The sequence below is a fragment of the Thiocapsa imhoffii genome, from assembly GCF_016583985.1.
Classification (GTDB): Bacteria; Pseudomonadota; Gammaproteobacteria; order Chromatiales; family Chromatiaceae; genus Thiocapsa; species Thiocapsa imhoffii.
Genome location: NZ_NRSD01000011.1, coordinates 59,521 through 73,312 on the forward strand (window position 1 = coordinate 59,521; position 13,792 = coordinate 73,312).

Genomic DNA, 13,792 nt, shown 5'->3' on the forward strand with positions numbered 1-13,792 from the left:
AGACGACCAGAACCCGGTCTGGATTCGTCCGAGACCAATCACCAGAACTCCGTACGCCGTACCGAGGGCACAGACGCATGTTCGAATCAACGAAGGTGGGACGCTCTGTCAGCAAGGACGATTTCAAGGAACAGCAAGAGGCGTTGCGCACCGAGTTACTTGAGGTGCAACGGGAGCTGAAGCAATCCAACATCGCCGTGATCGTCCTGATCTCTGGGGTCGAGGCGGCCGGCAAGGGCGAGGTGGTGAACCGGCTCAACGAGTGGCTCGATACCCGCGGAGTGCAAACCTTTGCCTTCTGGGATGAGACGGACGAGGAACGCGCACGACCTCGCTATTGGCGATTTTGGCGCTCCATGCCGCCACGCGGTGAGATCGCCATCCTCTTCGGCGGTTGGTATCAGACCCCGATCGAATATCGCTTCAAGGGTCATTGCAGCGACGCCGAACTCGACGGTGAATTGAACCGCATCGTGGATTTCGAGCGCATGCTCATTCAGGATGGCGCACTCATCCTCAAGTTTTGGTTTCACATGTCCGAGGCGGACCAAAAGGCGCGTCTGAAAGAACTCTCGCGCGATGACAAGAGTCGCTGGAAGATGCTCCCGGACAAGAGTAAGTTCTCCGAGCAATATGCCGCGTTCGAGCAGGTTGCCGAACGCGTCATCCGCCAAACCGACCGTGGTGGCTGTCCCTGGTACCTGATCGAGGCCGAAGACCGCCGCTATCGCGATCTGACGGTTGGCAAGACGCTCCTGCATGCGATTCGCTCGCGCTTAGCCGAGCCACCGATCGCCACCGTGAAGACCAGCGCCGGCAGCCCGGAACTTCCGAGCGGAGCCAGCGCCCAGATCACCCTTCTGGATCAACTGGATCTATCACAGTCCTTGGCCAAGGATGAGTACAAATCGGAGATGAAGCGGCTGCAGGTCGAGATCAATGAACTCGCCTGGCTGGCACACAACCAAAAACGCTCAACGGTCCTGGTCTTCGAGGGTGTCGACGCGGGCGGCAAGGGCGGCGCCATTCGGCGGATCACCACCGCCATTGATGCCCGGCTCTATCGCTCGATTCCGGTGGCGGCTCCGACCGACGAGGAAAAATCACACCACTATCTCTGGCGCTTCTGGCGTCATATTCCGCGTGCCGGCTACATCACGCTCTACGATCGCTCTTGGTACGGCCGGGTCCTGGTTGAGCGGGTTGAGGGATTCGCAAACGATGCCGAGTGGCAGCGCGCCTACTCCGAAATCAACCGCTTCGAGGAGCAGTTGGTCGACAGCGGCGTCATCCTATTGAAGTTCTGGATCCAGATCAGCCAGGATGAACAGTTGAAACGTTTCAAGGACCGCGAGAGCGTGCCCTACAAACAGTACAAGATCACGGATGACGATTGGCGCAATCGCGAGAAATGGCCGCAATACAAGGATGCGGTCAACGAGATGGTGGTGCGAACCAGTACCAAGCATGCGGCCTGGACCCTGGTGGAGGGAGACGACAAGCCCTACGCACGCGTGAAGGTCCTGAGGACCGTCTGCGACCGGGTTCGTGACGCCCTCAAACGCGATCCCGAACCCACCGCAGGCTATCTGCCCTGTGGGGACAAACGTCCAACGCAAGAGCAGCCTTGACATCCTCACCGACCTGAAGGACGGCGATTCCTACGGCGCTACGCGCAAGCAAGCTTGCGAATCGTCGCTTCGGCGGGTTCCTGGGCCGACGCTCCAATGAGCGAAGTCTCTCCGCAGGCTAACCGGGCGTGCCCCGCCCTTAAAACATTGGCTTGCGTCTGCCGGTTCTCCTTGGCGATATGCCCGCAGCACGGACAGGTCCGGCTGGTGTTCTGTGGGGGCACCGCGACCAGGTGCCCACCGCTCCAGGCAGTCTTGTCGTCCAGTTGCCGGCGGAACTCGAACCAACCCTGGTCGAGAATGGCTTTGTTCAGGCCGGACTTGGCCCGAACCTGGGTGCCCAGCGCTGCCATCGTCCCGGCCGCCGACGCCGACATTACTCGATACGCGGCCTGGCATTCACCCTGTCGGACCGCTGGGTTCGATACGCTCGTCCGTATCGTGCTAGACTTCTCTACAGTTTTGTAGACGGCAGAACGAGCAAGCTGGACGTGACCCAGATTTCCGCGAACATCTCTCCCGAAACCCGTGATCGCCTCGAACGGTACGTCCGCGCCCGGGGCTTGAAGAAAGGGTTCGTGATCGAACAGGCGCTCCTGCACCATCTCCAGGCGATCAACGAGATCCCCGAGGAGGTCGTCATACCCCCTCGCCTTGTAGTCACGTCCGCTTCGGGCGAGCAGCTGCTGGATCGGATTGAGTCTCAGGAAGCCCCCAATCGGGCCATGCGCGAGCTCTTCGGCGAGGGCCCGGAGCCCGCTAGCCGCGACGCCTGATGAGTGTGGGGATTCGGCGGCTGGAGCCGGGCGACGATCGCGACCGGTTTTGCAGTGGCCACCCGGATCTCGACCGGTTTTTCCATCGCTTTGCAGACCAAAACCAATTTCGCCACCATGTTGGCGTCACCTACATCGCGGTCGAGGATGATGCGATTCTCGGCTTTGTCACCGTCTCACCGTCCGAAATCGAGATCGACGCACTCCCCGCCGACCGCCGTCGTCGGTTACCGCGCTACCCATTGCCGACGCTGCGGTTGGCACGGCTAGCCGTCGCCCAGAGCGCGCAGGGCCGCGGGATCGGCCAAACTCTGCTGCGGTTCGCCTTGACCCTCGCCCGCCGGATGGCCGACGAGATCGGCTGTGTTGGCGTCGTCGTGGACGCGAAGCCCGATGCACAGACGTTCTATCTTCGCTATGGTTTCGAGTCGGTGTCTGCGGTCGAGGGCGTCCTGCTCGATCGACCGGAACCGACACCGATGTTTCTGCCGCTGTCGGCGATTCCGTGCCCCGACAACCGGTGACGCTCATCGTTGATGAATGCGGAGTCCATGACTGATCCGCTGATAACGCTTCAGGCAAAGAACCCGCCCGCCTGATCGCACTGGTGGAAACTCACAATATTGACTGGCGCTTACCGCTGGAGCCAACACTGCCTGCTCTTCCGATGGTAGGGGTCGGCATTCCGCAACCGGCTCAGACCCTGGTCACATCGACCGCAACCCGGGAGCGGGTGCCACGAGATTGGTGTCGCTAGGACTGGACAAACGCCGGCGAAACAGCCGCTGATAGTTCTCGCCGGTCAGGGCCGCAAGGTCTGGAACCGACCTTCCGCGCAGCTCGGCGAGGCACTCGGCCACATGCGTGAGTCGTCTCGGTTCATTCGGTTTCCCACGATGCGGGACCGGTGCGAGATAGGGTGAGTCAGTCTCGATCAGGAGACGATCGTCGGGAACGCGGCGAGCGACGGCGCGCAGATCAGCCGCATTCTTGAAGGTGATGATGCCGGAGAAGGAGACATAGAAGCCGAGATCCAAGCCCGCCTTGGCCATCTCCCAGGTTTCCGTGAAACAGTGGAGCACACCACCGACCGCATCGGCCCCCTCTTCCCTGAGCACCCGCACGGTGTCTTCGCGCGCCGCCCGCGTGTGGATGATCAGCGGCTTGCCACAATGCCGCGCCGCCTGGACGTGACACCGAAAGCGTTCACGCTGCCAAGCCCAATCCTCCGCCTCATCGCCATCCTCCGGGCTGCTGCCGGCACGACGATAATAATCCAAACCGGTCTCGCCGATGGCGACGACACGCGGATCATCGGCCAGCGCCACGAGATGCGCGACGCTTGGTTCGTCCCCCTCGGCCTGATTGGGATGAACCCCGACCGAGACATCCACCTGGGGATAGGGGTCCACCAGGCGGCGCATACTCGGATAGGACTCCAGATCGATGGACACACAGAGCATGTGACCGACCCCAGCATCGGCGCTCGCCGCCATCATGCGGGAGAAGTTGCCACCATGGTGGCTGAGGTCAACCCGATCGAGATGACAGTGCGAATCAACGAGCATGAGGTCTCCTAGAGGGTGTGCGTGGGGCGATCGGATTGCATCGAACCAGCTAAATAGCCTTCGATCTTACGCCGTGCCATGCCCTTGTCTTGATCGCTGAATTGGATCCCGACGCCCGTGGCACGACTGCCTTCGGCGCCGGCTGGGGTGATCCAGACGACCTTGCCCGCCACCGGGATCCGATCCGGCTCATCCATCACTTGGAGTAACAGAAAGATCTCATCGCCCAGTTGATAGCGTTTGGTCGTCGGAATAAAGAGACCACCGTTCTTGATGAAGGGCATGAAGGAAGCATACAGGCTCGCCTTCTCTTTGATCGCGAAGCTCAGGATCCGCTGTTGGCCGGCAAAGGATCCACCTGGCGCGCTCGCTGTATTCGGTGTGGTCATGACGTGCGGTCTCCCCATCATCTGCTTAGGGTGCGTCGATCAACCCCGGATGCATCACGCGGTTGCGACCTGTTTTGGCCGCTGTCGTGCTCGCGGCCTCCATTGTGGGGCTAGGCATGAGGCGCGGCGCCGAGCCCCCGGCACGCGATCGCCAACGCCTCCAGCGTGAGTTGCGGATTCACGCGCGTCTCGACCAACGCACGGCCACGCAGGGTTCGTTGGAGTACGCGGTGCGCCGCGTTGGCATCAAGGGTGCGCGCGAGCGCCGCGAAGCTGGCGCGTTGATCCGGATTATCGAGGTGCGGTGCACACTCGCTCGCCTTAAGTCTGAGCAGATCCGTGAACCAACCGGCTAACCACTCCAACGCAAGCGGCGGTCCCAGCGCCTGCCAGGCAGCCGCCTCACCGAGTGGGTCGCGGGTCCCACGTAGCAGCGCGAAAAAGCCGTCCAGGCGCTCGCGACGTGCTTGCAAGAGGTTGGCATCGAAGGAGGCCAGGGCCCGCAGCGGAGCACCATGCGCGAGGGCCAAACGCAGCGGCGCCGAGCCATCCTCCACCTGTTCGACCAACCACTGCAGCGCCAGTTCGGAGGGCGGTAATGGGATTTTCAGTTGCAAACAGCGGCTGCGAATGGTTGCGGGTAAGCGGCTGGGATACTCGGTCACCAGCACGATCAAGGCGACGCCAGGAGGCTCTTCGAGCGTCTTGAGCAGGGCGTTGGATGCCGCCGCGGTCAGATGATCCGCCGGATCCAGGATGGTGACCTTCCAGGCGCCACGACTCGGCGTCAAGGCCCCGCGATCAACGAGGGCCCGCACGGTATCGATCGAAATGTCGCTCGATTTGGCCTCGGAATCAGGGCCGATCCGTAACAGATCAGGGTGATTGTGGGCCGCGACCAGCACACAGTCAGGGCAGCGCTGGCAGGCGAATCCCGCTGCTGTTGGGGTGTGACACAAGAGCGAGCGCGCGAAGAGGTCGACGAGATGGCGCTTGCCGAGACCCGGCAGGCCACTGACCAGGAGTCCATGGGCCAGTCGCCCAGCCTGGCGGCTAGCCAGCAGGCGTTGCCACTGCGCGGTCATCCAGGGCAAGGCGCGATCGCGAGGCAGACCCTCGCAGCCATCGCTCGTCATCGGCTCTCTCCGGGCGCGGCCACGAGCAAATCAGCGATGTGGCCCCGCAAGGCCTCACCGACGACCGCGGGCGGATGCGACGCATCGACCACCCGATAACGGGCTGGGTCGGCCTGAGCGCGTGCGCGATAGCCGTCCCGCACCGCGGTAAAGAAGCCAAGCGTCTCGGCCTCGAATCGATCCGCCGCCGCACGACCGCGGGCCCGCGCAAGTCCGATCTCCACGGGAAGATCCAACAGCAGCACCAGGTCGGGCCGAAGCGCCCCCTGCACCAGTGTCTCAAGCTGACCAATGCGCCCCAGATCGATGCCCCGCCCCCCGCCTTGATAGGCATAGGTGGCGTCGGTGAAGCGGTCACAGAGCACCCAAGCCCCCGACGCCAAGGCAGGGCGAATGCGCTTGGCGAGATGCTCGGCCCGGGCGGCGAACATCAGCAGCAGTTCTGCCGTCTCATCCATCCCCGTGTTGGCGGGATCGAGCAGCAGGGCACGGATCCGCTCCGCGATGGGCGAGCCACCTGGCTCGCGGGTCGTGATGACGGGAACCGACTGGGATTCGAGGAAGCGTGCCAGACCAGCAAGCTGCGTGGACTTACCCGCCCCCTCGACCCCTTCGAGGGTGATCAGATAGCCGGGCCGATCGGCCTGTCCTGGGAGGCGACGCCTGCTCATTCTTGCCCCAGGATATAGCGACGCACGGCGCGATTATGCTCCGCGAGCGTCTCGGAGAAGACGTGGGTTCCGTCACCGCGCGAGACGAAATACAGGGTCGTTCCGTCCTCCGGGTTGAGCGCGGCATGAATGGCCGCGCGTCCCGGCAAGGCGATCGGTGTTGGAGGCAAGCCACTGATAACATAAGTATTATAGGGCGTTGCCTCGCGCAAATCAGCACGCCTGATGCGACCCTCGTAGCGATCTCCCATACCGTAGATCACGGTCGGATCGGTCTGCAGGCGCATCCCCTGTCGCAGGCGTCGGACGAACACGCCGGCGATCTCGGCGCGCTCATGCGGGGCGCCGGTCTCTTTCTCGATGATAGACGCCAGAATCAAGGCCTCATAGGGCGTCTTGATCGGCAGATCATCCTGTCGCCCTGCCCATTCCTCCGCTAGGACCTGCTCCATGCGCTCAAAGGCTCGCCGCAATACCTGAAATCGTGGGGTCTGGCGCGGAAAGACATAGGTGTCGGGAAAGAGACGGCCCTCGGGGTGTTCACCCGGGTGTCCCAGTTCGGCCATCAAATCCGCATCGGAGCGATCGACGAGCGACCCGACAAAACGCGGTTGCTCCTCGATCGCCGCGAGTGCCTGACGGAAGGTCCATCCTTCCACTAGGGTCACCCCATACTGGACGACCTGACCCGAGGTGATCCGAGCGAGGACATCTGCCGGCGTCATCCCGGCGACCAACTCGAATTCGCCGGCCTTGATCCGGGATTGCTCTCCACGTTCGTAGGCCAAGGCGATGAAGTAATAGGGGTGTTTCAGAATCCCCTCCTCGCTCAGCCGACGCGCCACTGTGCGCAACGAGGTTCCACGAGGGATCTCGAAGATCATGGAGGGCTCGGGCAGCATCACCGGCTCGTCGCGAAATGTCGCGTAGTCGAGCCACAGTGAGGAACCCAACAGAATCAGGATGAAGAAAACAACGAACAACAACCGTTTGATCATGGATCATCCCACCCAGGCTGTTGGGCCAGCTCGCGGATCTCTGCGATCAGATCCAGCGGCAGCCGTTCGAGGTCGAACCGGCGCGACCCCAGTCGCGCGACCGGCCAGGCGCCGATTCGGGCATTCGTTAAGAAGAGACCAACAGCCGCCGCGACATCCGCCACGGTCAATCCGCGCTCGAGACAGTCCAGGCCTCGCGCCCTAGCCCGCTCGATCACGAGTGCCCGCACCGTGCCGGCAATCCCAGCCGCAGTGATGGTGGGAGTCGTCAGGGCGCGGCCATCCCAGAGGAAGAGATTGGTCATGGTCCCCCCCACCACCCCTCCCATGGGGTCACACATCAGGCCTTCGGCGATCTCGGGATCGTCCCATTCGCTTCGCGCCAACACGGCATCCAAACGATTGAGATGTTTGAGCCCGGCGAGCCGTGGATTGAACGATGCCGGGGTCTCGCACCAACGCACCATGACACCAGAGTCAGCCGGCTCCACCTCGGCGCGGCTGATGGCCGAGGCCATGAGGATCCGGTTCGGCCGCGACGGAACCGGGGGGCCATAACCGCGCCCTCCACAACCACGAGTGAGGATGAGTTTGAGAATGCCCCAGCGCATCCCCTCACAGAGCAAGGTCGCCTCCGTGCGGAGGATGTGCTCCGCGGGGGGCGGCATTGCCAGCCGCGACGTGCCCAAGTTCAAACGTCGCAGATGGCGGCCCCAATGACAGGGCTGCCCCTCGCGGATCAGAATCGTCTCGAACAGCCCATCGCCATACGCCAAACCGCGATCCATCAAGGGGATGGACTCGCCCGGTTCACCATTGAACAGAGCGCGAACCGTGGATGCCGCCTCGCATCCCGGCGCGCCGGGCCAGGGCGGCAATGACCGAGGCAAGGGTTGCCGGGGCGCCTTACAGGCGTCGGAAAGCCAGCGTTCCGTTGGTTCCACCAAACCCGAAGGAGTTGGTCAAGGCAACATCGATTCGCATCGGACGCGCTGTGTTCGGCACATAATCGAGGTCACAGTCGGGATCAGGCGTCTCGTAGTTGATGGTGGGCGGGGCAACCTGATCACGAACGGCGAGGATCGTGAAGATGGCCTCGGCGCCGCCCGCCGCGCCCAGCATGTGACCCGTCATCGACTTGGTGGAACTCACTGGAATCTGATACGCACGCTCACCGAAGGCGCGTTTGATCGCCATCGTTTCGGCTACGTCACCCGCGGGAGTGGAGGTGCCATGCGCATTGATGTAATGAACCGCTGCCGGATCGAGCTTGGCGTCGGCCAGTGCGAGCAACATGCAGTCGCAGGCCCCCTCGCCATTTTCCGACGGGGCGGTCATGTGATAGGCATCGGAATTCATCCCGACGCCGATCAACTCGGCATAGATGGTGGCGCCACGCGCCTTCGCACGCTCGTACTCCTCAAGCACGACGACCCCGGCACCGTCGCTCAGCACGAAGCCATCGCGATCTCGGTCAAAGGGGCGGCTCGCCGCCTCGGGGGCATCGTTGCGGGTCGAGAGGGCGCGGGCCGCGGCGAAACCACCGAGGCCAACGGGTGAAGTCGCCATCTCCGCTCCGCCCGCGATCATCACATCGACATAGCCGTGTCGGATCATGATCGCGGCCTCGCCAATGTTGTGGGTCGCGGTACTGCAGGCAGAGACGATGGAGTAGTTGGGTCCCTTCAAACCGAACTTGATCGAGAGATTCCCAGCCACCATGTTAATGATATTGGCCGGGACGAAAAAGGGTGAGATGCGGCGCGGTCCTTTGGATCGATACGCCTCGTAGTTGTTTTCAATACCCGTAATCCCGCCGATGCCCGAGCCAATCGCGACACCGATGCGCCGACGATTGGAGTCGTCAATTTCGAGACCAGCATCCTCGATCGCCTGACAGCCAGCGGCTAGCCCGTAATGGATAAACTTATCCATCTTCTTCGCTTCTTTTTCGGAGATGTACTCGCCGATCTCAAAGCCGTAGATGGGCCCTCCGAAACGTGTACTGAAGGGCTCGACGTCAAAGTGGGTAATCCGCTTGATTCCGCTTCTGCCGGCTAGAATGTTGTCCCAGGATGATTTGACGTCCAACCCGACCGGAGCGACCAGCCCCAACCCGGTGACCACTACCCTTCTGCCTGACATTGGTGACCCCTATCGTTCGAAACCCGACCATCGAAGCGAGCCGTCGCGCCGTCATCCAAGCGCGGCCGACGGCGTTGTCATCTCGGAGCACCCATGCAGAGTGCCAGAGACATGCCGCTAGGCTTGATGCTCGTTGATGTAGTTGATGGCCTGCTGAACCGTCGTGATCTTTTCCGCGTCTTCGTCCGGAATCTCCGTTTCGAACTCTTCCTCGAGGGCCATGACCAACTCCACCGTATCCAGCGAGTCAGCGCCCAGATCGTCGACGAAAGACGCCTCTGCGGTCACTTCTTCCTCTTTGACGCCGAGTTGCTCGACAACGATTTTGCGGACTCGATCTTCAACGCTGCTCATGGGACTGATTCCTCCGGGTAAATAAAGTTGGCCCTCGCTGGACCAAGCCGTATTCTAGAGACAATTCACGGCCGATGAAAGCCGCGCTCGCCATAGGTATTAAAAATTCAAGCGTCTGATTTAAAACATCTAATCATCCCGAAGCTCGACCGTTCATGCCATGTGCATTCCTCCGTTCACATGCAAGGTCTCACCCGTGATGTAGGCTGCGGCCGCAGAGGCCAGGAAGACCACGGCACTCGCGATGTCGTCTGGATCCCCGAGCCGTGCTAGGGGGATGTTCTTGATCAGAGCCTCGCGCTGGGCATCGGGTAATGCCCGGGTCATGTCGGTGTCGATGAATCCGGGCGCGACACAGTTCACGGTGATGGAACGCGAACCGACCTCCCGTGCCAAGGCCTTAGTGAATCCCATCATCCCGGCCTTCGCCGCCGCATAATTGGTCTGCCCTGCATTGCCCATCACGCCCACCACGGAGGCGATATTGATGATCCGTCCATAGCGTGCCTTGGTCATGGCGCGCAGACAGGCCTTCGAGACCCGGTAGAGGGAACTGAGATTGGTTTCGATGACCGCGTCCCACTCCTCGTCTTTCATGCGCATCAGAAGATTGTCGCGTGTGATGCCTGCATTATTGACCAGGATGCTCGGGGCCCCGAGCCGCGCAGTCACCTGCTCGACGGCGGCTTGGACCGATGCGGCGTCGGCCACATCAAGGACCACGCCCAGACCCGAATGACCGGCCTCATTCAAGGCCTGCTCGATCGCCTGAGCACCTGCCTGCGATGTCGCTGTGCCGGCCACGAGCGCACCCTGCTCGGCCAATGACAGGGCAATGGATCGCCCAATCCCGCGTGATGCGCCGGTGACGAGCGCGATATCACCCTTGAGCATGATGGAGTGCCTCCAATGCCGACTCCAACGAGGCGGGATCGTTGATCGGCAGTGTCGTGAGTTGATCGTGGATTCGTTTATTCAGGCCAGTCAAAACCTGACCCGGGCCGCATTCGATCGCGAATGAAACGCCGGCAGCCGCCACCGCCTTGATGGTCGCCACCCAACGGACCGGCTCAACCAGTTGTCGCACCAGCAACTGACGCAGTTCCGCCTCATCCTGCGCGCTGCTGACGCTCGCATTGTGAAGGAGTGGCACCTGGGGCAGGCGTAACCTGATGCCCTCCAGACGCTCGGCCAAGCGCTCGGCTGCTGGCTGCATCAGCGTGCAATGCGAGGGGACGCTGACGGGCAAGATGATGGCGCGTTTCGCACCGACGGATTTTGCCGCCCCAATCGCACGTTGCACCGCAGTCGCGGCCCCGGCGATGACGACCTGACCGGGCGCATTGAAATTCACCGCCTCGAGCACCTCACCCCCCGCCTGTGCTTGGCAGAGTGCAATCACCGCCTCATCCTCAAGACCGAGCACCGCGGCCATCGCGCCCGCTCCCGGTGGAACGGCATCCTGCATGTAGCGCGCGCGCTCAGCAGCAAGGCGAACGCCATCGGCGAACGAGACGGCCCCGGACGCAACCAGCGCACTGTACTCTCCGAGACTATGGCCCGCCATGACGACCGGTTCGGGACCGCCGGCCGCGCGCCAGACACGCCAGATCGCGACATCGGCGGCCAACATCACGGGTTGGGTGTTCGTGGTCGCGTCTAGTTCCGCCTTTGGCCCTGCGCTCGCCAGCCGCCACACATCGATCCCGCAGGCTTCTGATGCCTCCGCAAAGGTCGCCTTGACGCTCGGGTAGGACTCGGCCAGGGCATCGAGCATGCCAACGGATTGTGAACCTTGGCCGGGAAAAAAAACTGCAATCGCTTCTGTCATCGTCCCATCGCTCAGTAACGAACCAAAACCGATCCCCAGGTAAAACCACCTCCAAAGGCTTCCATCAGCAGCAGCTCGCCGCGACGGATCCGCCCATCACGCACCGCGCGATCGAAGGCGAGCGGGATCGATGCCGCCGAGGTATTCCCGTGATCGGCCACCGTCACCACCACACGCTCCATGGGCAGGTCGAGCTTACGTGCGGTGGCTTGAATGATGCGAATATTGGCCTGGTGCGGAATCAGCCAGTCGATGTCGGATTTGCTCAAGCCATTTGCCTCGAGCGTTTCATCCACGATGCGACCCAGGGTCGTGACGGCAACCCGGAAGACTTCATTGCCTTTCATCTGCATGAACTGCAACTCGGGATGTCCATTGCCGAGTCCGCCCGGAACCTGGAGCAGGTCCTTATAGGCGCCATCGGCATGCAGATGGGTCGAGATGATTCCAGGCTCTGTCGCCGCCTCCAGGACCACGGCGCCCGCACCATCCCCGAACAGGACACAGGTTCCGCGATCGGTCCAATCGGTGATCCGCGAGAGGGTTTCCGCGCCGACGACGAGTGCCCGCTGAGCCGAACCGGTGCGGATGAACTGATCGGCAACCCCAAGGGCATAAACGAACCCGGTGCAAACCGCTTGCAGATCGAAGGCGGCGCAGCCACGCACGCCGAGACGTTGCTGCAGCAAACAGGCGGTACTGGGGAAGAATTGATCGGGCGTCGTGGTCGCAACAATGATGAGATCGAGGTCGGTCGGCGCCAGCCCGGCAGCGTCGAGGGCATTACGGGCAGCGGCCTCGGCCAGGTCACAGCAGGTTTCACCATCGGAGACGAGATGACGTTTCTCGATCCCGGTTCGCTCGAGAATCCAGGTCGCCGTCGTGTCGACAAGCGACTCGAGATCGGCGTTCGTCATCGTCCGAGCCGGGAGAAAGCTGCCCGTACCCAGGATGCGCGAATAAGTCATCAAGCGGTCGCCTTATAGTGTGCGCTGTCGAGTTGCTGTCCGACCTGCTCGCCGATCCGACGGGGAATGTCGGCACGAATCTCTTTCCGCGCAATCCGGATCGCGTTCTCAAAGGCGACTTCATCAGCGCCGCCGTGGCTTTTGATGACGATGCCGCGCAGCCCCAGGAGGCTGGCTCCATTGTAGCGACGCGGATCGATGGTCTGACGAAACTGATTGAGAATCGGCAGAGCGCCCAACCCTGCCAGGCGAGACCACCAGGTGCGCCGGAACTGGGCCTTGAGGGACGAGCCGATGAACTTCGCGACGCCCTCGCTGCATTTGAGCGCAACGTTGCCGACGAACCCATCGGCCACGACCACATCGACGTCGCCGAGAAAGATGTCATCGCCCTCGACATAGCCGATGTAATTCAGGCGACTGACGGCGAGACGCTGATGCGCGAGCTTGACCTGCTCGTTACCCTTGATCTCTTCCTGTCCGATATTGAGGAGGGCAACGCGCGGTGCGGCCTTTCCTTCAACCGCCGTGACCAATTCGCTGCCCATCACGGCAAACTGAACAAGATGTTCCGCGGTGCAATCGACATTGGCACCCAGGTCGAGCATGTGCGTGTGGCCGTGCAAGGACGGCACGGCGGTCATGATCGCCGGGCGATCGACACGCGGAAGCGTTTTCAGCACGAACCGCGCCGTTGCCATGAGTGCACCGGTGTTTCCCGCGCTCACGCAAGCGTGCGCCGCGCCATCCTTGACCAGATCGATGGCGACGCGCATGGATGAGTCCTTCTTACCACGCAGCGCCTTCGACGGGGACTCATCCATCCCAACCTCCTGGGAGGTCGCGCGAATGCGAACCCGCGGCGGCACGGGGCCGCCGAGCGAGGCACGGATCTTGTCCTCGTCACCGACGAGAATCAGATCCACCGCCGGCGTATTGGCGAGGAAGCGCAATGCTGCCGGGACCACGACCGCGGGACCGTGATCACCACCCATTGCATCAAGCGCGATGGTTGTGTTTCCGGGCACGCTGGAACTCAAGGCCGTGATCTCAGGTCGCTGTCGCGTCGCCAACGCGAGGGGTTCCAAGGAACCGCGGGTGGTCACTCAGAGCGGTCCAGGACCTTGCGACCCCGGTAGTACCCATCCGCGGTCACATGATGACGGCGATGCACCTCACCGCTGGTCGGATCGACCGACAGGGTCGGTTTGGACAGGGCATCGTGCGAGCGGCGCATGCCACGCTTGGACGGGGTCTTACGATTTTGCTGAACGGCCATTTTAAGTCTCCTGGTCTAGCGCGGCCGTTGAGAGAACGGATACGCG

17 protein-coding genes are annotated in these 13,792 nt (G+C 62.3%); 3 read left to right on the top strand and 14 right to left on the bottom strand.

The window, feature by feature from the left end:
• Window positions 1-77: 77 nt before the first annotated feature.
• Window positions 78-1,631 carry a polyphosphate:AMP phosphotransferase gene (pap, locus tag CKO25_RS11680; protein WP_200388104.1) on the top strand — a complete coding sequence of 518 codons (1,554 nt, stop codon included), beginning with the start codon at window positions 78-80 and terminating at the stop codon, window positions 1,629-1,631.
• A gap of 38 nt (window positions 1,632-1,669) precedes the next feature.
• On the opposite strand, the gene CKO25_RS11685 is transcribed toward pap, so the two are convergent.
• Window positions 1,670-1,984, bottom strand: coding sequence for a zinc ribbon domain-containing protein (locus tag CKO25_RS11685; protein ID WP_242467574.1), 315 nt, complete (start codon window positions 1,982-1,984; stop codon window positions 1,670-1,672).
• A gap of 138 nt (window positions 1,985-2,122) precedes the next feature.
• Here CKO25_RS11685 and CKO25_RS11690 point away from each other — a divergent pair, with 138 nt between their 5' ends.
• Window positions 2,123-2,407 carry a hypothetical protein gene (locus CKO25_RS11690; protein ID WP_200388105.1) on the top strand — a complete coding sequence of 95 codons (285 nt, stop codon included), beginning with the start codon at window positions 2,123-2,125 and terminating at the stop codon, window positions 2,405-2,407.
• The gene (locus CKO25_RS11695) at window positions 2,407-2,931 is read left to right on the top strand and encodes a GNAT family N-acetyltransferase (protein WP_200388106.1); all 525 of its coding nucleotides are present in this window, start codon (window positions 2,407-2,409) and stop codon (window positions 2,929-2,931) included. The genes CKO25_RS11690 and CKO25_RS11695 overlap by 1 nt, the downstream gene beginning before the upstream one ends.
• Window positions 2,932-3,114: 183 nt before the next feature.
• On the opposite strand, the gene CKO25_RS11700 is transcribed toward CKO25_RS11695, so the two are convergent.
• From CKO25_RS11700 to rpmF, 13 genes are all read right to left on the bottom strand, one after another.
• On the bottom strand, window positions 3,115-3,975 hold the full coding sequence (locus tag CKO25_RS11700) for a TatD family hydrolase (protein ID WP_200388107.1): 861 nt from the start codon (window positions 3,973-3,975) through the stop codon (window positions 3,115-3,117).
• 8 nt (window positions 3,976-3,983) lie between these two features.
• A complete protein-coding gene (locus CKO25_RS11705) occupies window positions 3,984-4,364 on the bottom strand; it encodes a PilZ domain-containing protein (RefSeq protein WP_200388108.1) in 381 nt (126 codons plus the stop codon).
• A gap of 110 nt (window positions 4,365-4,474) precedes the next feature.
• On the bottom strand, window positions 4,475-5,500 hold the full coding sequence (locus CKO25_RS11710; RefSeq protein WP_200388109.1) for a DNA polymerase III delta subunit-related protein: 1,026 nt from the start codon (window positions 5,498-5,500) through the stop codon (window positions 4,475-4,477).
• Complete coding sequence (gene tmk, locus CKO25_RS11715) at window positions 5,497-6,171, bottom strand: dTMP kinase (RefSeq protein WP_200388110.1); 675 nt, start codon at window positions 6,169-6,171, stop codon at window positions 5,497-5,499. Before tmk ends, CKO25_RS11710 begins: the two co-directional genes overlap by 4 nt.
• Window positions 6,168-7,169 (bottom strand): endolytic transglycosylase MltG, encoded by a 1,002-nt coding sequence (mltG, locus tag CKO25_RS11720; RefSeq protein WP_200388111.1) that lies wholly within the window; start codon window positions 7,167-7,169, stop codon window positions 6,168-6,170. The genes tmk and mltG overlap by 4 nt, the downstream gene beginning before the upstream one ends.
• Window positions 7,166-8,059, bottom strand: coding sequence for an aminodeoxychorismate lyase (pabC, locus tag CKO25_RS11725; RefSeq protein ID WP_242467575.1), 894 nt, complete (start codon window positions 8,057-8,059; stop codon window positions 7,166-7,168). The genes mltG and pabC overlap by 4 nt, the downstream gene beginning before the upstream one ends.
• 16 nt (window positions 8,060-8,075) lie before the next feature.
• Window positions 8,076-9,314, bottom strand: coding sequence for a beta-ketoacyl-ACP synthase II (gene fabF / locus CKO25_RS11730; RefSeq protein WP_200388112.1), 1,239 nt, complete (start codon window positions 9,312-9,314; stop codon window positions 8,076-8,078).
• Between the two features lie 117 nt (window positions 9,315-9,431).
• Complete coding sequence (acpP, locus tag CKO25_RS11735) at window positions 9,432-9,668, bottom strand: acyl carrier protein (RefSeq protein ID WP_005223711.1); 237 nt, start codon at window positions 9,666-9,668, stop codon at window positions 9,432-9,434.
• A 153-nt stretch (window positions 9,669-9,821) separates the two neighbouring features.
• Window positions 9,822-10,562: a 3-oxoacyl-ACP reductase FabG gene (fabG, locus tag CKO25_RS11740; protein WP_200388113.1), complete on the bottom strand. Its 741-nt coding sequence runs from the start codon at window positions 10,560-10,562 to the stop codon at window positions 9,822-9,824.
• Window positions 10,549-11,499 (bottom strand): ACP S-malonyltransferase, encoded by a 951-nt coding sequence (fabD, locus tag CKO25_RS11745; protein WP_200388114.1) that lies wholly within the window; start codon window positions 11,497-11,499, stop codon window positions 10,549-10,551. Before fabD ends, fabG begins: the two co-directional genes overlap by 14 nt.
• Before the next feature lie 11 nt (window positions 11,500-11,510).
• The gene (locus CKO25_RS11750) at window positions 11,511-12,467 is read right to left on the bottom strand and encodes a beta-ketoacyl-ACP synthase III (RefSeq protein WP_200388115.1); all 957 of its coding nucleotides are present in this window, start codon (window positions 12,465-12,467) and stop codon (window positions 11,511-11,513) included.
• Window positions 12,467-13,495, bottom strand: a complete 1,029-nt coding sequence (plsX, locus tag CKO25_RS11755) for a phosphate acyltransferase PlsX (RefSeq protein WP_200388116.1) — start codon at window positions 13,493-13,495, stop codon at window positions 12,467-12,469. The genes CKO25_RS11750 and plsX overlap by 1 nt, the downstream gene beginning before the upstream one ends.
• A gap of 74 nt (window positions 13,496-13,569) precedes the next feature.
• On the bottom strand, window positions 13,570-13,746 hold the full coding sequence (gene rpmF / locus CKO25_RS11760) for a 50S ribosomal protein L32 (protein WP_200388117.1): 177 nt from the start codon (window positions 13,744-13,746) through the stop codon (window positions 13,570-13,572).
• Between the last annotated feature and the right edge of the window lie 46 nt (window positions 13,747-13,792).

Excerpts from the sequence above, each read along its gene's own strand:
- fabF (WP_200388112.1), bottom strand. The coding sequence starts at position 9,314 with ATGTCAGGCAGAAGGGTAGTGGTCACCGGGTTGGGGCTGGTCGCTCCG.
- fabD (WP_200388114.1), bottom strand. The coding sequence starts at position 11,499 with ATGACAGAAGCGATTGCAGTTTTTTTTCCCGGCCAAGGTTCACAATCC.
- CKO25_RS11685 (WP_242467574.1), bottom strand. The coding sequence starts at position 1,984 with ATGGCAGCGCTGGGCACCCAGGTTCGGGCCAAGTCCGGCCTGAACAAA.
- mltG (WP_200388111.1), bottom strand. The coding sequence starts at position 7,169 with ATGATCAAACGGTTGTTGTTCGTTGTTTTCTTCATCCTGATTCTGTTG.
- CKO25_RS11700 (WP_200388107.1), bottom strand. The coding sequence starts at position 3,975 with ATGCTCGTTGATTCGCACTGTCATCTCGATCGGGTTGACCTCAGCCAC.
- pap (WP_200388104.1), top strand. The coding sequence starts at position 78 with ATGTTCGAATCAACGAAGGTGGGACGCTCTGTCAGCAAGGACGATTTC.
- CKO25_RS11695 (WP_200388106.1), top strand. The coding sequence starts at position 2,407 with ATGAGTGTGGGGATTCGGCGGCTGGAGCCGGGCGACGATCGCGACCGG.
- tmk (WP_200388110.1), bottom strand. The coding sequence starts at position 6,171 with ATGAGCAGGCGTCGCCTCCCAGGACAGGCCGATCGGCCCGGCTATCTG.
- fabG (WP_200388113.1), bottom strand. The coding sequence starts at position 10,562 with ATGCTCAAGGGTGATATCGCGCTCGTCACCGGCGCATCACGCGGGATT.
- rpmF (WP_200388117.1), bottom strand. The coding sequence starts at position 13,746 with ATGGCCGTTCAGCAAAATCGTAAGACCCCGTCCAAGCGTGGCATGCGC.
- CKO25_RS11710 (WP_200388109.1), bottom strand. The coding sequence starts at position 5,500 with ATGACGAGCGATGGCTGCGAGGGTCTGCCTCGCGATCGCGCCTTGCCC.
- CKO25_RS11705 (WP_200388108.1), bottom strand. The coding sequence starts at position 4,364 with ATGACCACACCGAATACAGCGAGCGCGCCAGGTGGATCCTTTGCCGGC.
- acpP (WP_005223711.1), bottom strand. The coding sequence starts at position 9,668 with ATGAGCAGCGTTGAAGATCGAGTCCGCAAAATCGTTGTCGAGCAACTC.
- CKO25_RS11750 (WP_200388115.1), bottom strand. The coding sequence starts at position 12,467 with ATGACTTATTCGCGCATCCTGGGTACGGGCAGCTTTCTCCCGGCTCGG.